Source organism: Pseudomonas saponiphila (genome assembly GCF_900105185.1).
GTDB classification, from domain to species: Bacteria; Pseudomonadota; Gammaproteobacteria; order Pseudomonadales; family Pseudomonadaceae; genus Aquipseudomonas; species Aquipseudomonas saponiphila.
Window position 1 is genome coordinate 770,287 of sequence record NZ_FNTJ01000001.1, and the last position, 18,194, is coordinate 788,480.

Here is an 18,194-nt window from a genome sequence, read left to right on the forward strand (position 1 = left end):
TTCAGATCGCTGTACCGAGTTGAAAGACAGGCAGGTACATGGCCACCACCAGGGCGCCGACGATACTGCCCAGAAGCACCATGATCAACGGCTCCATGAGACGGGTCAGGCTGTCCACCAGGTGGTCCACCTCGACTTCATAGTGGCTCGCGACCTTTTCCAGCAAGTGGTCCAGGGTTCCCGACTCTTCCCCGATGGCGGTCATCTGCACCGCCATGCCAGGGAAGACGCCGCTGGCGCGCATGGCAAAGTGCAGTTGCATGCCGCTGGCCACCTGCTGGCGAATGCGCTCCACCGCTTGCTGGAACACCCCATTGCCGCTGGCTCCGGCCACCGAATCCAGAGCCTGCACCAGCGGCACCCCGGCAGCGAAGGTGGTAGCCAGGGTCCGGGCATAGCGCGCCACGGCGGATTTTTGCATCAGTGGGCCGGCCAGGGGCAAGCGCAGCAGCCCCGAATCCACTCTGTCCCGCAGGCGCGCCGAGCGTCGATAGGCCTGGATCAGACCGACACCGACCAGCAGGCTGGCGGCGAGCAAGAGTCCACCGTGGCGCTGGAGCAGGTGCGAGAGGTTGATCACCCATTGAGTGAGCGGCGGCAGTTCGGCGTCGAACCCGGCGAACAGGCTCTGGAACTGGGGCACCACTTTGAGCAACAGGATGCTGCTGACGATGACTGCCACTCCGATCACCGCCAGCGGATAGACCATGGCTTGCTTGACCCGGGCCTTGAGGTTTTCGCTCTTTTCCTTGTGGGTGGCGACACGCTCCAGCAGCGTGTCCAGGGCCCCGGCCTGCTCGCCGGCGTCCACCAGATTGCAGTACAGCGCATCGAAGTGGCGTGGATGCTGGCGCAGTGCGGTCGCCAGGCTGGAACCGGCCTCGATTTCGCGCTTGAGGCTGGCCAGCAGCTGGCGCATCAGGGGCTGTTCAAAGCTGTCGGCAATGATGTCGAAGGCCTGCAGCAGCGGTACACCTGCCTGCATCAACGTGGCCAGTTGGCGAGTGAACAGGGCGATCTCCCGGGTACTGATCCCTTGGCCCAGTCGGGGCCAGGCCCTTGGCTTGCGGCGCACCCGGGTCGGGGTGATGCCCTGCTTGCGCAGCTGGGCCCTGATCAGTAGCGGATTGGCAGCGCTCAGTTCGCCGCGCATCACCTGGCCCTGGCCGTCGACGCCATGCCAGACATAGACACTGGTCGTGGGAGCTTTTGCCGCCATGCTTGGATCCTTGGGCAGGGGAGGATTCTGGTCGCGCGGGCCGGCCGCACCTGTTGAAGCCTAGCTGCGGGGCACCTGCCGAGCAGGGTCATGAGGTGACGAAATTTGTCAGTTTGTGCGACTTCTTGCGCTCAAGGCCAAGGGCTATCACCTCTACAGCCCGCGTATTCCGAGGGGCGGCCCTGGCACAGGGAATGCTTCAGGTCTTGCTGACGATCCACAGAGCATTGTTGCCAGGAGGCAAACCCATGAAACATCAATCCGCTTTTACCCTGATCGAATTACTCGTGGTGGTGGCCATCATTGGCGTTCTCGCCATGGTGGCGATGCCGCTGTACGCCCAGTATCAGGCCCGGGCCAAGGTGATTGCCGCGTTGGCCGAGATCTCGGCGCTCAGGGTGAATGTCGAGGACCTGCTGAACCAGGGGACCGACCCGACCCTGGCCCTGATTGGAGGCTCGGCCCAGACCGCCAACTGTCGGATGAGCGCCGCTGGCAGCGCGGCCTCCGGTGAAGGGAGCATTGGTTGCACCCTCCTCAATGCCCCCGGAACGGTGCTGAACAAGACCCTGCTGCTGACCCGCACGGCGGTTTCCGGATGGACCTGCAGCACCACGGTGGAGGCCGATTATGCGCCCAAGGGCTGCATGGCGGAGGACGCTTGAAGCCTGACCTGGCGTTGCGGCGCGGGCCACTCGGATCGCTCAGGGAAAAAACCGCAACTTGCATGCAGACTTTTGAGCGGTCGTGCATTTTGCATGCTGTCGATTTTTTGGTTTTTATATAAGTCATTGTTTTATAACAAGTATTTTTGTCGCCTGAACTTGGCATAGCACCTGCAATATCCCCGGTAACCCTGCTGCCAGGACCTGGAGCAGGCTTTCTCAAAGAACAGGAGTTATTCGTATGAAGAAGTTTGCTATCGCTGCCGCAACTGCTACCGCTCTGACCCTGACCATGGCTAACGCAGCTTTTGCGCAGACTACTCAAAGCACCCAGTCGCCCATGGTTGTGGCTGCCGGTGAAGTGACCAAGGCCAAAGAGGTGACCTCCGATACCTGGATCACCACCAAAGTGAAAAGCGATCTGGTTACCGAGAAAGGCATTCCTGGCACCGACATCAAGGTCGAAACCAACAAGGGCGTGGTGTCGCTGTCGTCCACCGTCGCGATCACCGAATCGCAGAAGGCCACTGCAGTGGCAATCACCAAGAAAATCAAAGGCGTCAAGGCAGTCTCCGCTGACGGCCTTAAAGCCGAGTAAGACTCCAGCTTCTCGCCTGGACAGGGAGAGGAAGCGGTAGACGGACCCAGTTACAGGTCTGCCGCTTCTTTCATGGGTTCATGCGGAAGATCACAAGGATGTGATCATTACAGGCCCCGGCACTGCGTGTCGGGGCCTGTTCTATTGTGGGGGGCTTGTTGCGGGCCCGATGGTGGGGCGCAGCTTATTCGCTGTCCAGATGCAGCGGCGTGACCACCTTGCCGTCGCTCTCGGCCTGGCCCAGGTTGGCATCGATGAAATAAACGCGGTCGTCGGCCAACTGGCCCTTGTCCACCAGGAAGTCCTTGATGCTGCTGGCCCGTTCCTGGCCCAGTTGGCGCAGCAACACCTCGCTGCCACTCCAGAACTTGATCAGACCTTCACGCAGCTTGGCGCTGCGTTCGTCGCGGCTGAGCTGTTCCCATTCTGCCGGAGGCTGCTGTTTCAGGCGGGTACGGTAGATGCCTTCCAGCAACGGCGTCTTCTCGCCTTCGGGAACCTGCAGCAGGGACGCCTGGGCCGGAACCTTGTCGCCGCGTCGCTGGAGGATCTTGTAGTAGTTGTACTGATACTCCCGCTCCAGGCGCTGTTCGGCGATCAATGGACCGTCACTGCTCTGGGCGCTGGTGCCTTCGATTTCCAGGCGCAGGGTCGGACGTTCCTTGAGGGCCTTGGCCAGGGTGGTCAAGGTCGATTCCGACTCCTTGCTCAGTTCGCTGGAACCGGGAGCGAAGGAGACGTTGCTCAAGTCTTCCGAGCCGCCGCCGGAGATCAGGCCGCCGATGAACTTGAAGGGTGCTTCGGCCGCGCGCAGTACCAGATTGCGCAAGGTCTGCCAGACGATAGGCATGACGCTGAACTGCGGGTTGTTCAAGTCGCCGGAGATCGGCAATTCGATGGAAATCTTGCCGTCGGTGTCCTTGAGCAACGCCACGGCCAGACGGATCGGCAGGTCCACGGCATCCGGGCTGTCGACCTTCTCGCCCAACTGCAACTGCTCGACCACCAGCTTGTTCTCGGCCTTGAGTTGGCCCTTGGTGATCATGTAGTGCAGGTCGAGGTTGAGCCGACCCTTGCGAATGCGGAAGCCCGCGAACTTGCCGGAGTAGGGGGTCAGGGTGGTCAACTCCACCCGTTTGAAGCTGGTGGCGATATCCAGGGCGGCCATTGGATCAAACGGGTTGACGCTGCCCTTGATGGTCACCGGCGCGTAGCGGTCGACCTTGCCCTTGACGTCCACGTCCGCTGGCTTGGCCTGGCGGCTGTCGATGGTGCCGACATGGCCGTTTAGCTGCTGGATGGCAGTGGCGAAGTTGGGTGTCAGGCTCAGGTCGGCGAAGTTGGCCGAACCATCATTGATGGCGATTTCGCCAATGTGAATACCCAGTGGCTTGCTGGAGCCGGGGGCGGACTTGCCCGAGGGTTTTCCGCCCGCGCCTGCCGGTTGTGGAATCAGCAGGTCGTCGATGTTGGTGGTGCGGTCATCGTTGATGATGAAGCGCGCATAGGGCTGCATCAGGTTGATCCGGCTGATGCTCAGGCTGTCACCGTGCTGATAGTTCAGACCTTCGACCACCACCTGCTTCCATTTGACGAAGTCGCGGGTCTTGAGGGTGTCCAGGGTGTGCAACTGATCCACTTCGGCACGGCCGGTGATGCTGAACGTCAGCGGCTCGACTTTCTTCAGGTCTACGGCCAGGTCGCTGCCGAGCATGCCACTACGCAATTCCAGACGAATGAATGGGCTGATGTAGGACTGGGCGATCCGCAGGTCGATGTCCTTGGTCTGCACCTTGAGCTTGGCGGTGATGGGGTTGAGATTGACCTCGCCGCTGGCGGTGACCTTGCCTTGCTTGCCCAGGCCGGTATCGAGCTTGAGGGTAAAAGGCGACTGGTTGAGGCTGTCGAAGTTCTTCAGGTCGAGGTTCAGTGGGCCCACGTCCAGGGCCACGGCTGGTTTGGCCTTGCGATCGGCCAAGTGCACCTGGTAATTGCGCAGTTCTACATCCTTGAGCAGCACCTGCCAGGGCTTGCTGGGTGTTGCAGGCACCTTGGGGGAATCGGCGGCGGCCGGTTGTGGTTTGGGGGCTGGCTTGGCGGGTTGGCTGGCAAAGAGTTTTTGCCAGTCAAGCTGGCCATCGGCTTCAAGGGCGGCCCAGGTTTCCAGCTTCTGGCTGCGGATCTTGCCAACGATCACCTGTTGCTTGGCCAGGTCCACGCTGGTTTCGCTCACCTCCAGGCGCTCCAGGCGCGCCAGTGGCCGTCCATCCGGAGCCTTGATGGCGAAGGGCGCGACGCTGATGGAGGTGTTGTCCAGCAGCAGCTCGGTTTCCTTGGCCAGGCTGAATTTGTAGTGGGTGCTGAGGTTGACCACCCCGTCTTCCAGTACCAGTGGCACTGCGTCGCGCACGTAGGGCCACCAGGCTTTCATCTTGCCGTCGCTGACTTTCAGAGTGCCTTCGGAGGTCAGCGGGATGACGCTGAAGTTGCCGCTCCAGTCGATCTGTCCGCCTTCTGGCCCGGTAGCGACCAGGGTCATGTCGGCGCTGTCGTCCGGCAGGGTGCTGAGGTTTTTCAGTTCGAAATCGAGCTTGTTGTAGATGAACTCGATGGGCTCGCTGGGGCGCAGATCCTGAAAGTGCAGGTAGCCGCCGGCCAGCTTGATGCGCTCGATGCGTACCGGAAACGGTTTGGCGTTGGGGTCGCTCGGAGTCGGCTCGCTGGCGGGCAGCTTGAACAGCGCCAGGAGGTTGAGCTTGCCGTCCTTGTCAAAGAGGATTTCGGTCTTGGGCTGGTCCAGTTCGACATCTGCCAGGTGCAGGGCGCGGGTCCACAGACTGTCCAGTTGCAGGTTGGCGTAGAGGCGTTCGAAGGCCACTTGCTCCTTGCCCGGCTCGCCGATGTTCAGGCCCCAGACGGTCAGCTCCAGGCTGAAGGGGTTGAGTTCGATGCGTTGGATATGGGCTGGGGTCGTGGCGTAATTGGCCAGTTGCTGATTGGCCACCCGCAAGGCAATGCCCGGCAGAATCAGAAAGCCCAGCAGACTGTAAAGGGCGAGAGCGGTCAACAAGGCGCACAGAGCGCGAATCAATCCTTTGGTCATGCGAGGCTTCATCATATCTGACTCGGAAGTGCCTTGGAGTATGGCACGCGTTTACGGTTCCGAAACCAATCCAGTCTTCAGGAATATTCAGATTTCCTGCGCTCGATCAAAGTTGCAGGACCAGGGTTTTCAACGGCGGCTGGCCGTCATGGGAAGGGAAGTCCGCGGCAGGTGTCAGGACCTGGCAATCGCGCACCGGGCGCCCGGCTTTTTCGGCACAGCGCAACACTTGCTCGCGCCACTGCGACATCGGCACCTTGGCCAGATTGTTACAGCAGATCAACACACCGTCTTCGGCCGTGGCCAGCAGCGCCGGCTTCAGTAGGCTCTGGTAGTCGCGCAGCAGGTCGACGGTGCCGAACGCACTCTTGGCCCAGGCCGGAGGGTCCAGCAGCACCAGGTCATATTGGCGTTGCTCAAGGCGTGGGTAGCTCGGCAGTTTCTGGCCGCGTCGCTGGCTGATGGGCAGGCCTGCCAACTGGCGGATCGCCGGGAAGTAATCCGACTGCACGAACTGCATCTCGGGCAGGTGCGGGTTGAGCCTGCCGTTCTCCCGACCTACCGCCAGGTTGCCTTCGGCGAAGTCCAGATTGCATACCTCCCGGGCACCACCGGCTGCGGCACAGAGGCCGACGCCGCAGGTATAGGCAAACAGATTGAGCACGCTCTTTCCGGCGCTGTGCTGCTTGACCCAACCGCGGGCGTTGCGCAGATCGAGGAACAGCAACGGGTCTTGTCCGGCATGACGACCCCGGACCCGGTAATTCAGCCCCCACTCGTGTCCGATCAGGTCTTCCAGGGCTTGCTCTTCGGCGCGGTACACGCTGTCTTCGCGATCGATGCGCGAGTTGCCTCGGGAGCGGTCGTTGTAGACCAGCAGGGTCGACAGGTTCAGCTGCTGATTGACGATGTCGTGCAATTGCAGCAGATCATCGCGCTCCAGCGTCTGGTGAAAACTCTGCACCAGCAGTTGGGGGCCGTAGCGGTCGATGGCCAAGCCTCCCGCGCCTTCCTGGCTGCCATGGAACAGACGGTAGCAGTCAGTGCCTTGCTGATGCAGCTCGGCGAGCAGTTCCTGGCGGTGAACGAGGGCGGCGCGCAGCGCCTGATTCAAGGAGGACATGCGGGGCGCCTTGGAGCTGAGGAGTGAGGCGCGGCAGTTTACCAGCGTCCCGCCCCTTGTAGGAGCCAGCTTGCTGGCGAAAGCGATCTCACGGACACCCACGCTGTAGGAGCCAGCTTGCTGGCGAAGGCGATCTCATGGACGCCTCCGCTTGCAAGCCAGCTCCTACACCCGTCTGCCGCGTACAAGCCGGGGGACCGATCAATCGCAAGCCGGCCAGTCGGGTTGTGTTTGAGCACTGGTGTTTTAAAGGCCCATGCGTCGCTTCGCCCGGTGCACCGAGCTGTCGCGTACCGCCCAGCGCAGCATCGGCGTACTGCGTTTGACGCTGGCGCGAATCAGTTGGCGTTGCAGCGGGTTCTGGTTGACGTCGAGCATGGCGCTAGCCCAATCCGGCAGCAGGTCGATACCGGCCTGCATCATCAGGGAGCCAAAGGGCTTGGCCAGTCGGCTGGGGGCGGGAGCGGCCAGGAGCAGGCGCAGCACTTCGTGGCTGCGCTCGTCGCACAGCAGCTGTGGACGCATGGCTTGCAGGTAATCGGCGACGGCCCGTCGTGAGCGGGGTACGTCCCGGGCTCCCAGGCGTTCGGCAATCAGGGCGATCTCGTCGTAGTAGCGATCCTGGTCGGCCCCGGACAAACGAGGGTTGAGGTAGCGCAGGTGCGCGGCGAGAAAACTGCTGACTTCCGCCACATGCACCCAGGTCAGCAGATCCGGATCGCTGGCGGCATAAGGGCGGCCATCCGGGGCGGTGCCGACGATGTGCAAGTGAATGCCGCGTACTTTGTCGATCAGCCACTCGGCGTCCTGACGGGAGCCGAAGGTGGTGCCGGAAATGAACTGCCCGGTGCGGCGCAGGCGACCGATCATGTCCTGGCGGAAATTCGAGTGGTCCCAGACGCCAGCCAGGGCCAGGGGATGCAGGGCCTGCATCAGCAGGGCGCTGATGCCGCCAATCAGCATGCTGCTGAAGTCGGCGTGCACCTGCCAACTGACCGACCCCGGCCCGAACAGGCCGGGGTCGCCCTTGGGGTTTTCCAGGTCGAGTTGGCCCAGCGAGAGGCCGGACAGACTCATGACCTGGCTTTCGATACGGCTGCGAATGAATTCCATGACAGCTCGGTGTGGAGAGTGAAAAAAAGGCGCGGCCGTGGCCGCGCCGGTTTCAAGCGTTCAGGCGCTTGTCGATCAGGCCTTCCACCACGCTGGGGTCCGCCAGGGTCGACGTGTCTCCCAGGGTATCCAGCTCGTTGCAGGCGATCTTGCGCAGGATACGCCGCATGATCTTGCCCGAGCGAGTTTTCGGCAGGGCCGGTGCCCACTGGATCAGCTCCGGTTTGGCAAAGCTGCCGATCTCGCGGCTGACCAGCGCCAGCAGTTCCTTCTTCAGTTCCTCGCTGGGTTCGACACCTTGCATGGGCGTGACGAAGGCATAGATCCCCTGGCCCTTGAGGTCGTGGGGGTAACCGACCACGGCGGCCTCGGCGATGCTGTCGTGGAGCACCAGCGCGCTTTCCACTTCGGCGGTGCCGATGCGGTGCCCGGAAACGTTGATCACGTCATCGATGCGTCCGGTGATCCAGTAGCTGCCATCCTCGTCGCGCCGGGCACCGTCGCCGGTGAAGTAGTAGCCGGGGTAAGGCGCGAAGTAGGTTTCGACCATGCGCTTGGGATCGCCATAGACGCTGCGGATCTGGGCCGGCCAGCTGGCCTTGATTGCCAGGATGCCGCTGCCGACGCCCTGGATTTCCTTGCCCTGGTCGTCCAGCAGTACCGGTTGTACGCCGAACATCGGGGTCGAGGCGCAGCCGGGTTTGACCTGCCGGGCGCTGACCAGGGGGCTGAGCATGATGCCGCCGGTCTCGGTCTGCCACCAGGTATCGACAATCGGGCAGCGCTGCTCGCCCACGACATTGAAGTACCACTCCCAGGCTTCCGGGTTGATCGGTTCGCCGACACTGCCCAAGAGCCGCAGGCTGCTGCGGGAAGTGCGTTGCACGGGGGCGCTGCCTTCGCGCATCAGGGCACGCAGGGCGGTGGGCGCGGTGTAGAAGATATTGACCTGGTGCTTGTCCACCACTTCCCAGAAGCGCGAGGTGCTCGGGTAGTTGGGCACGCCTTCGAAGATCAGCGTGGTCGCGCCGTTGGCCAGTGGGCCGTAGAGGATGTAGCTGTGGCCAGTGACCCAACCGACGTCGGCGGTGCACCAGAAAACCTCGCCGTCGCGGTAGTCCAGCACGTACTTGAAGGTCATCGCCGCCTGCAGCAGATAGCCGCCCGTGGTGTGCAGCACGCCCTTGGGTTTGCCGGTGCTGCCGGAGGTGTAGAGGATGAACAACGGGTCTTCGGCGTCCATCGGTTCGGCGGGGCACTGGTCGCTGGCCGTGGCTACAGCCTGCTCGTAGTGGATGTCGCGACCTTCCACCCAGTTCACCGGGCTGCCGGTGCGTTCGACCACCACCACGCTGCTGACATCGGGGCAACTGAGCAGGGCCTTGTCGACGTTGTTCTTCAGCGGAATCAATTTGCCGCCGCGCACGCCTTCATCGGCGGTGATCACGGTGTGGCAGTCGGCATTGAGGATTCGGTCGCGCAGGGCTTCCGGCGAGAAGCCGCCGAACACCACCGAATGCACGGCACCGATCCGGGTGCAGGCGAGCATGGCGTAGGCCACTTCGGGAATCATCGGCATGTAGATGCACACCCGGTCGCCTTTCTTCACGCCGCGGCTTTTCAGCACGTTGGCCAGGCGGCAGACATGCCCGTGAAGTTCTTTGTAGGTGATGCGCTTGGTGTCGGCGGGGTTGTCGCCTTCCCAGATGATGGCTGGCTGATCGCCGCGTTTTTCCAGATGACGATCGATGCAGTTGTAGCTGACGTTGAGCTGGCCGCCGCTGAACCAGCTGGCCTCGCCGGTGCGCATGTCGTGGCTGTGTACGCTGTCCCAGGGGCTGCTCCAGTGCAGGAAGCGCTTGGCCTGCTCGGCCCAGAACTGGTCCGGCTGTTCTATGGATTGACGGTAGAGGTGCTGGTAGTCGTCCTGACTCATTTGCGCCGCCCGGCGGACGGCATCGGCTTTGGGAAAAGTGCTGATATCGAACATGACGGTTCCTTATTCTTGTTTTGCGACAAGTCATAAGGTTGCGCACAAGTGTCAGGAAGGTTCAAGGGGCAGGGCCGGGGCCCGGACAGGAGCCGGCTGGGCCGGCTCCTGGGAAGGCAAGGTCGATCAGCCGCGGTGACGGCCGCGGAAGTAGTTGATCAGGCCTTGGGTCGATGCGTCGTCGGCCAGGGTTTCATCGCTGCCAACCAGGCGGTTGTAGACACCTTTGCCCAGCTCCTTGCCGAGCTCTACGCCCCACTGGTCGAAAGCGTTGATGCCCCAGACCACGCTTTGCACGAAGACCTTGTGCTCGTACAGCGCTACCAGGGCGCCCAGGCGCCGTGGGCTGATGCGTTCCACCACCAGCGTGTTGCTCGGACGGTTGCCGGGAATCACCTTGTGCGGCGCCAGTTTCGCCACGTCGGCTTCGCTCAGGCCTTTCTCGCGCAGTTCGCTCTCGGCTTCGGCGCGGGTCTTGCCCAGCATCAGCGCCTGGCTCTGGGACAGGCAGTTGGCGTACAGCCATTGATGATGGTCGGCCACCGGGTTGAAGCTGACGATCGGCACGATGAAGTCGGCCGGAATCAGCTGGGTGCCCTGGTGCAGCAACTGGTGATAGGCGTGCTGGCCGTTGCAACCGACGCCGCCCCAGATCACCGGGCCAGTGTCGGTGGCCACCGGTGTGCCGTCCTGACGCACGCTCTTGCCGTTGGATTCCATGTCCAACTGCTGCAGGTGCTTGGTGATGTTGCGCAGGTAGTGGTCGTACGGCAGGATCGCGTGGCTTTGCGCACCCCAGAAGTTGCCGTACCACACCCCCAGCAGGGCCAGCAGCACCGGCATGTTCTGTTCGAACGGCGCGCTCTGGAAATGCTGGTCCATGGTATAGGCACCGGACAGCAGTTCCTTGAAGTTGGACATGCCGATGGCCAGGGCGATCGGCAGGCCGATGGCGGACCACAGCGAGTAGCGGCCACCCACCCAGTCCCACATCGGGAAGATGTTTTCTTCGCGAATCCCGAAGGCCACCGCGGCGGCGTTGTTGCTCGACACGGCAATGAAGTGGCGATGCAGTTCGGCTTCGGAGCCGCCTTGTGCCAGATACCAGGCCCGCGCGGCTTGGGCGTTCTTCAGGGTTTCGAGGGTATTGAAGGACTTGGAGGACACGATGAACAGCGTGGTTTCCGCGCGGATCTTCGCCGAAAGCTCGTGGAACTCACTGCCGTCGATGTTCGCCAGGTAGTGGCAGCGCACGCCTTTCTGGGCGTAGGACAGCAGGGCTTCGGAGACCAGCTCCGGACCGAGGAAGGAGCCGCCGATGCCGATGTTCACCACGTCGGTGATGGGTTTTTCGGTGTAGCCGCGCCACAGGCCGTCGTGGATGCGCCCGACCAGTTCAGTGATCTGGTTCAGGACCTTGTGCACTTCGGGCATCACGTTGACGCCGTTCACCGACAGCTTGTCGCCAACTGGACGGCGCAGTGCGGTGTGCAGGGCCGGGCGGCCTTCAGAGGCGTTGACCGGCTCGCCGGTGAGCATGGACTTGATGGCATCGGCCAGGCCGACTTCCTTGGCCAGGTTCACCAGCAGGTCGCGGGTCTGGCTGGTGATCAGGTTCTTCGAGTAATCGAGAAACAGTCCGCAGCTGCTCAGGGTGAATTGGCTGAAGCGCTGTGGATCGGCATTGAACGCCTCGCGCATGCTGAAATCCTGCATGGCTTGGCGGTGGTCTTTCAACGCTTGCCAGGCGGGCAGAGCGGTAACGTCGTGAGGAGTGCGGTAGTACGCCATCGCTGCGGTTTTCCTTTTGCTTGAACTGCCTTTTGGACACTGAAAAGCCTGGAACGTCGTGCATGGTCCCAAGGACCTCGTTCGCTCAGCCCTGTGCTGATTCGATTAATCACCCAGGGCGATAACAGTAACCCCGGCGTGCTGTTCTGTCTTGGCTTTGTCCGACTTGTGGCCGGTACTATTTTGTACTAGCGCAGCCAATCAGGGCGGCAAAGGGGTTTTCAGTGGGAATAATAGGGGGTGAATCGGCTGGCCTGGGCCGGGAACCCGGTTCTGGCAAGGTCCCGTGCATCACCGGGGAAGTCTCCGCAACCTGTGCGGCTGAAGCTTGAGCCACTCGGTTGCACCTTGGGCAAGACGGCATGCATGGACGTTCCTCGCTCGGGTCCTCGAACGGGGCTTGCAGTATTGGCTGCAGGCCCCAGCCGGCGGCAGTTTGCCCGAAGGTTGGGGTTCGGGCAATCAGGTGCTTATGCCGTTGTATCGAGGTCCAGATGCAAGTTGTCGATCAGACGGGTGGAGCCCAGATACGCCGCGACCAGAATCACCAGGTCGCGGTCTTCGGCGGTGGCGGGACGCAGGTTTTTCCCGTGACGGATTTCCAGGTAGTCCCGGCGCAGGCCGGCGGCTTCCAGTTGCTGCTGTTGCTCGGCCAGCAGCTTCGGATAATCGCGTTCGCCACTGCGGATGGCCTGGGCAATCTGCTTCAGGCTGCGGTACAGCGCCGGGGCGATGGCACGCTGTTCCGGGCTCAGGTAACCGTTGCGCGAGGACAGCGCCAGGCCGTCGTCGGCGCGTACGGTCGGTTCGCCGATGATCTGGATCGGCATGTTCAAGTCATGCACTAGGGCGCGAATGACGGCCAGTTGCTGGTAGTCCTTCTGGCCGAATACCGCCAGATCGGGCTGGACCATGTTGAACAGCTTGCTGACCACCGTGGCCACGCCCTCGAAATGACCGGGACGGCTGGCACCGCACAGGCCTTCGGACAGTTGTGGCACGCTGACTCGGGTCTGTCCGGCCATGCCGTCGGGGTACATTTCTTCGACGTTGGGGGCGAACAGCAGATGGCAGCCGGCTTCGAGCAGCTTTTCCTGATCGGCGGCCAGGGTCCGCGGGTACTTGTCCAGGTCTTCGCCGGCGCCGAATTGCAGCGGGTTGACGAAGATGCTGGCGACCACGAAATCCACGCGCTGAGCGGCCTTGGCCACCAGCGCGGCGTGGCCGCTGTGCAGGTTGCCCATGGTGGGCACGAAGCCGATCCGCTTGCCGTCGCTGCGGGCGCGAGCGACCGCGGCGCGCAATTCGCGCACGGTTTTAACTGTATTCATGCAGAGAACCCATGTTCGGCGCCTGGAAAGGTGACGGCTTTGACTTCTGCGACGTAGGCGCTCAAGGCCGCCTGGATGCTGTCTTGGCCGGCCATGAAGTTTTTCACGAACTTGGGTGAGCGACCGCTCAGGGACAGGCCCAGCATGTCGTGGAGCACCAGTACCTGGCCGTCGGTGGCGCTGCCGGCGCCGATGCCGATCACCGGGATCTTCACCGCCTGGGTGATTTCCGCGGCCAGTTCACTGGGCACGCATTCCAGCAGCAACATGGCGGCACCGGCCTGCTCCAGGGCAATGGCATCGGCACGCATCTGCCGCGCCTGGCTCTCGTTGCGCCCCTGGACCTTGTAGCCGCCCAGGACATTCACGGTCTGTGGCGTCAGCCCCATGTGCACGCACACCGGAACACCGCGCTCGTTCAGCAGGCGAACCGATTCGGCCAGCCAGGCCGCGCCTTCGATCTTGACCATGTGCGCGCCGGCCTGCATCAGCTGGGCGGAACTGCTCAGCGCTTGTTCGGGGGTGGCGTAGGACATGAAAGGCAGGTCGGCGAGGATCAGTGCCCCGTTGTTGCCGCGTTTGACCGCTGCGACGTGATAGGCCATGTCGGCGTTGCTGACGGGCAGGGTGCTGTCGTGCCCTTGCAACACCATGCCCAGGGAGTCGCCTACCAGCAGGACTTCGACACCGGCCTCACAGCAGGTGTGGGCGAAGGTCGCGTCATAGCAGGTCAGCATGGTGATTTTTTCACCTTTCTGCTTGAGGCTTTGCAGGGTGGTCAGAGTGATGTCTGGCATGAAAAGGGGTCCTCATTTCAGGCGCTTTGGAAACTACTGCGAGTAACGCGCGTGATTCTTCGTTTTTCAGGCGCACGGTCTTTTGTCGTGCTTATACAGCCTGGTTCCAAGCGATTTGAAAGTGCGGCCGGGACTCGTCTTGGCGCTCTCGGGCACATCATTTTGTGCCCAGAAGGTGCTCTGTACCAGCGGGTGCCACCGCCGTTGCACAAGCGCCTTGGCCTGACGTTTCCTGGGGTCGCCGCGAACAAGCCTCGCTTGAATTGCGCCCTTTAACGCCGGGATGGCGGCAACGGGACGCCTATAGTCGTGATGAGGACTCGGGAAGTCAATTAGATGTGTTACCGCCTTGTTACGCCGCGAGTGTTACCGCCGTTACTGATCCGTTTCAGCGCTCAGGCCAGGCGTTCCAGGCCGACAAATGGGCAGGCATCGAGCAGTGCCTTGAGGGTGCGCCCATCGGCTAGCCGCAACTCGGCAGGGGCCAGTTCTGCCAGGGGATAGAGGACAAAGGGGCGGGCGTGCATGTGGTAATGAGGCACCTTGAGACGGGGTTCGTCGAGCAGGCGGTCACCGAACAGGAGGATGTCCAGGTCCAGGGTACGCGGCCCCCAGCGTTCATTGCGCTCGCGGCCCTGCTGGTTTTCGATTGCTTGCAGGGCATCGAGCAGCACCAGGGGTTCGAGGTTGCTGTCCAGCGCCGCCACAGCATTGGTGTAGCGCGGTTGGCCGGGAAGCAGGGAGTCGCTTTGATAGAAGGCCGAGACGCCGCGCAGTTGGCTGGCGGGCAACTGCGCCAGGGCCTCGATGGCGCTGAGCAGTTGCTCTTCGGGGGCCGCCAGGTTGCTGCCCATACCGATGTAGATACGTTCCATCCACTATTCGCCCGAAGCGTTGGAGCCGCCGACACGCTTGCGCTTGGCGCCGCTGCTGCGTCGACGTTTGCGAGGGGCGCCGCTCGCATCTTCCTTGCCGCTCAGTTCGCGGATCATGTCCCGGCGTTCGGCATCGTTGGCGTCCTGGTAATCGGTCCACCATTCACCCAGGCCATCGGTCTGCTCGCCGGCGCTTTCCCGCAGCAGCAGGAAGTCGTAGCCGGCACGGAAACGCGGGTTATCCAGCAGCAGGTCGGCGCGCTTGCCGCTGCGGCGTGGCAAGCGCTCTTGCATGTCCCAGATCTCGCGGATCGGCATGGTGAAGCGCTTGGGAATGGCAATGCGCTGGCACTGCTCGGCGATCAGCTCGTGAGCCGCTTCCTGCATGGCCGGGATCGGCGGCATGCCACGTTCCTGCAGGCGCAGCACCCGTGCCGGCAGTGCGGGCCAGAGCAGGGCGGCGAACAGGAAGGCCGGGGTCACCGGTTTGTTCTGCTTGATCCGCAAGTCGGTGTTGATCAGCGCTTCACTGATCAGCGTGTGGGTGTAGGTCGGGTTGTATTCCAGGGCTTCGGCGCTGGCCGGGAACAACGGATCGAACAGTTGCAGGTCCACCAGCATTTCGAAGGTGTCGGCGGCGTAGCCGGAGAGGAACAGCTTGAGCACTTCCTCGAACAGGCGCGCCGAGGGGATCTCCCGCAGCATGGGCGCCAGCTCACGGATCGGCGTCGCGGTGTGCTTTTCGATACCGAAGTTCAGCTTTGCGGCGAAGCGCACGGCCCGCAGCATCCGCACCGGGTCTTCCTGATAGCGCTGGCGAGGATCGCCGATCAGGCGGATCAGGTTGTTGCGAATGTCGTGTACGCCATTGGCGTAGTCGAGGATGCGCTCACTGACCGGATCGTAGTACAGGGCGTTGATGGTGAAGTCACGGCGTTGCGCGTCTTCTTCCAGGGTGCCGTAGACGTTGTCCCGCAGGATTCGTCCGCTTTCGTTGCGGGAGGATTGGTTGCTGTCCTCCTCGTCGTCGTTTTGCGGGTGGTTGGCGCGGAAGGTCGCGACCTCGATGATTTCGCGACCGAAGTGAATGTGCACCAGCTTGAAACGACGGCCAATGATCCGCGCGTTACGAAACTCGGCCTTGACCTGTTCCGGTGTGGCGCTGGTGGCGACGTCGAAATCCTTGGGGGTGATGTTGAGCAGCATGTCGCGCACGCAGCCACCCACCAGGTAAGCCTGGTAGCCGGCGTTCTGCAGGCGCTCGACGATATTCACCGCATACCGGCTGAATTGGGCACGTTGCAGCGAATGTTGGCTGCTATTGAGCACTTCAGGGGTGCTGCGTTGGTGTTGCGTACGACGCAAGGGAGAACGGAATGACTGGAACAGCTTCTTCAGCATGGGATGCACTGTTTGAAGGAATGTTCGGCCAAAACGAAGAATGACCGCATGATGGGCCGGGATTCTAGCATTTAGTCGAAGGATGGTGTAGGAAGCTGCCGCGACATGTGTAGGTCTGACCAAAGCGCCGTGCTACCAGGGCGGTGTGGGTTTTGTCGGGGGAAATACGAATTGCAGAAACCACAAGGGGAGCCGAAGCTCCCCCAGAATAGTTGCGTGCTCTATTTTTATTATTGGTTTTGGGCTTCTTGTTTTTGTTGATCGCCCTTGTCACCTGGTTTACCCAGTGTGACGCTCCCAATCGGGAGCCAAGAGCAAACGGATTGCTTTGATCGCTGAGTTGCAATGACCTTTCGATCCAACCAGTTCAGGCTCTGCCTTAGGGCAGTTTTTGTTGTTCTCGGCCTGGTTGCGGGGCAAGCCCCAAATACAACGCCTCTCCAAAAGAATCAGTTAGCTGCGCCTCCGCCGTGTTGTTTTTATTGTGCGTGAGTCGATTCGTCTTATTTTTATTGTCTTGTGCATTGCTTGTTATTGTTCTTGTACCAAACATATAGCAGTTGCCGTGCCAACTTTTGTGAACCCCAGTAAAACAAGGGGTTAGGAGCCTCTGGCGCTATTATTCAGACGAAAAAAAGCCGGGGCTTCGTTACCTTTAGCCCCGGCTTTTGTTACGTCCAATGATGCGGGTAACAGTTTTTTTCATTTTGTCGAATGTCACCCGCACATTCGACAGCCTCGGTTCAGCTTTCGCTGGCGACCCCGCTCTTGCGGCGCGGGATGCCCAGGCGCTGGCGCCGCTCCCACAGGCATTTGCGGCTGACCCCAAGCTTGCGTGCCAGCTCGGTTTCGGTCATGTGGTCCTGGTGCTCTAGAACGAAATGCTGGAAGTAGTCTTCCAGGGACAGGTCTTCGGTGGGTTCGTGGCTGGTGTTACCCGGCTGTGGCGCCAGGCCGACGAAGTCGTCGTCTTCCAGGTCGCTCAATTCGATATCGATGCCCAGCAGGTCAGCTGAAATCTCCGGGCTTTCGCACAGGATCACTGCACGCTCGACCGCGTTCTCCAGTTCACGCACGTTCCCCGGCCAGGAGTAATGACGGATCGCTTGTTCGGCGTCGGCGGCGAATCTCAGGTCCGAACGACCGATGCGCGCACTCTGTCGAGCGAGGAAGGCGTTGGCGATTTCATTGACGTCGGCACCCCGCTCGCGCAGGGCTGGCAGTTTCAAGGCGATCACGTGCAGGCGGTAGTAAAGGTCTTCGCGGAACTGGCCGATTTTCGACAGGCTCTTCAGGTCGCGGTGAGTCGCCGCTATCAGGCGCACGTCGACTTTTTGCGACTGCACCGAACCTACCCGGCGGATTTCGCCTTCTTGCAGCACGCGCAGCAGCCGGGCCTGGGCTTCCAGCGGCAGTTCGCCGATTTCGTCGAGGAAGAGTGTGCCGCCGTCCGCCGCTTCCACCAGGCCGGCACGACCGGCACTGGCGCCGGTGAATGCACCTTTCTCGTGGCCGAACAGTTCGGATTCGATCAGGGTTTCCGGGATGGCGGCGCAGTTCACCGAGATCATCGGCGCCTTGGCGCGCTTGGACAGATTGTGCAGCGCCCGGGCCACCAGCTCTTTGCCGGTGCCGGATTCGCCCTGGATCAGGACATTGGAGTCCGTCGGCGCGACCTTGCGGATCTTGCTGTACATGTCCTGCATGGGCGGACAGGAGCCGATGATGCCGATTTCTCCGTTGCTGTTACCGGCAATGGCCTTGTCCGCCGCGGCCCCGGCCTTGCTCGCTGGGCGATCTGGCGCGGCGTTCTCGGCGCTTTGCCGATCGCGAAGGATTCGCGCCACGGCCTGGAGCATCTCATCGTGGTCGAAAGGCTTGGCGATGTAGTCCACCGCGCCCATCTTCATCGAGTCCACGGCCGAGCGCAGGCTGGCGTAGCTGGTCATGATCAGCACCGGAGTGCCCTGGCCGAGCTTGATCAGTTCGGTACCCGGGGCGCCTGGCAGGCGCAGGTCACTGACGATCAGATCGAACGTGGGGATGCTGAAGCGTTCCTGGGCTTCCTGCACTGAGCCGGCTTCGCTGACCTGATACTGGTTGCGTTCCAGCAGGCGGCGCAGGGCGGAGCGGATAATGGTTTCGTCTTCGACGATCAGAATATGCGGCATTGATTCAATTCTCTCGA

The 18,194-nt window shown here is 61.9% G+C and carries 13 protein-coding genes; 2 read left to right on the top strand and 11 right to left on the bottom strand.

Features of this window, described 5'->3' with window-relative positions; genetic code table 11:
* Position 1 precedes the first annotated feature (1 nt).
* Positions 2 to 1,219, bottom strand: coding sequence for a type II secretion system F family protein (locus BLV47_RS03665; RefSeq protein WP_092309996.1), 1,218 nt, complete (start codon positions 1,217 to 1,219; stop codon positions 2 to 4).
* 248 nt (positions 1,220 to 1,467) lie between these two features.
* Between BLV47_RS03665 and BLV47_RS03670 the strand changes: the two genes are divergently transcribed.
* Both BLV47_RS03670 and BLV47_RS03675 read left to right on the top strand, forming a co-directional pair.
* Positions 1,468 to 1,884 (top strand): pilin, encoded by a 417-nt coding sequence (locus tag BLV47_RS03670; protein WP_092309999.1) that lies wholly within the window; start codon positions 1,468 to 1,470, stop codon positions 1,882 to 1,884.
* A gap of 241 nt (positions 1,885 to 2,125) precedes the next feature.
* On the top strand, positions 2,126 to 2,482 hold the full coding sequence (locus BLV47_RS03675; RefSeq protein WP_092310002.1) for a BON domain-containing protein: 357 nt from the start codon (positions 2,126 to 2,128) through the stop codon (positions 2,480 to 2,482).
* Between the two features lie 184 nt (positions 2,483 to 2,666).
* On the opposite strand, the gene BLV47_RS03680 is transcribed toward BLV47_RS03675, so the two are convergent.
* The 10 genes from BLV47_RS03680 to BLV47_RS03725 all read right to left on the bottom strand — a co-directional run bounded on the left by BLV47_RS03680 (position 2,667) and on the right by BLV47_RS03725 (position 18,177).
* A complete protein-coding gene (locus tag BLV47_RS03680) occupies positions 2,667 to 5,585 on the bottom strand; it encodes a DUF748 domain-containing protein (protein WP_092310006.1) in 2,919 nt (972 codons plus the stop codon).
* Between the two features lie 106 nt (positions 5,586 to 5,691).
* Positions 5,692 to 6,708 carry a class I SAM-dependent rRNA methyltransferase gene (locus BLV47_RS03685; RefSeq protein ID WP_092310009.1) on the bottom strand — a complete coding sequence of 339 codons (1,017 nt, stop codon included), beginning with the start codon at positions 6,706 to 6,708 and terminating at the stop codon, positions 5,692 to 5,694.
* 246 nt (positions 6,709 to 6,954) lie between these two features.
* Positions 6,955 to 7,821: an oxygenase MpaB family protein gene (locus BLV47_RS03690; RefSeq protein ID WP_092310012.1), complete on the bottom strand. Its 867-nt coding sequence runs from the start codon at positions 7,819 to 7,821 to the stop codon at positions 6,955 to 6,957.
* A gap of 52 nt (positions 7,822 to 7,873) precedes the next feature.
* Entirely contained in the window at positions 7,874 to 9,811 is a 1,938-nt protein-coding gene (gene acs, locus BLV47_RS03695; protein WP_092310015.1) for an acetate--CoA ligase, read from the bottom strand.
* Between the two features lie 126 nt (positions 9,812 to 9,937).
* Positions 9,938 to 11,602 carry a glucose-6-phosphate isomerase gene (gene pgi / locus BLV47_RS03700; protein WP_092310018.1) on the bottom strand — a complete coding sequence of 555 codons (1,665 nt, stop codon included), beginning with the start codon at positions 11,600 to 11,602 and terminating at the stop codon, positions 9,938 to 9,940.
* A 470-nt stretch (positions 11,603 to 12,072) separates the two neighbouring features.
* Positions 12,073 to 12,933, bottom strand: a complete 861-nt coding sequence (gene panC / locus BLV47_RS03705) for a pantoate--beta-alanine ligase (RefSeq protein WP_092310021.1) — start codon at positions 12,931 to 12,933, stop codon at positions 12,073 to 12,075.
* Positions 12,930 to 13,730, bottom strand: a complete 801-nt coding sequence (panB, locus tag BLV47_RS03710; protein ID WP_060841129.1) for a 3-methyl-2-oxobutanoate hydroxymethyltransferase — start codon at positions 13,728 to 13,730, stop codon at positions 12,930 to 12,932. Before panB ends, panC begins: the two co-directional genes overlap by 4 nt.
* 395 nt (positions 13,731 to 14,125) lie before the next feature.
* Complete coding sequence (folK, locus tag BLV47_RS03715; RefSeq protein ID WP_092310024.1) at positions 14,126 to 14,605, bottom strand: 2-amino-4-hydroxy-6-hydroxymethyldihydropteridine diphosphokinase; 480 nt, start codon at positions 14,603 to 14,605, stop codon at positions 14,126 to 14,128.
* 3 nt (positions 14,606 to 14,608) lie between these two features.
* Entirely contained in the window at positions 14,609 to 16,006 is a 1,398-nt protein-coding gene (locus BLV47_RS03720; protein WP_092310027.1) for a polynucleotide adenylyltransferase PcnB, read from the bottom strand.
* A 743-nt stretch (positions 16,007 to 16,749) separates the two neighbouring features.
* Positions 16,750 to 18,177, bottom strand: a complete 1,428-nt coding sequence (locus BLV47_RS03725; RefSeq protein ID WP_092310030.1) for a sigma-54-dependent transcriptional regulator — start codon at positions 18,175 to 18,177, stop codon at positions 16,750 to 16,752.
* Between the last annotated feature and the right edge of the window lie 17 nt (positions 18,178 to 18,194).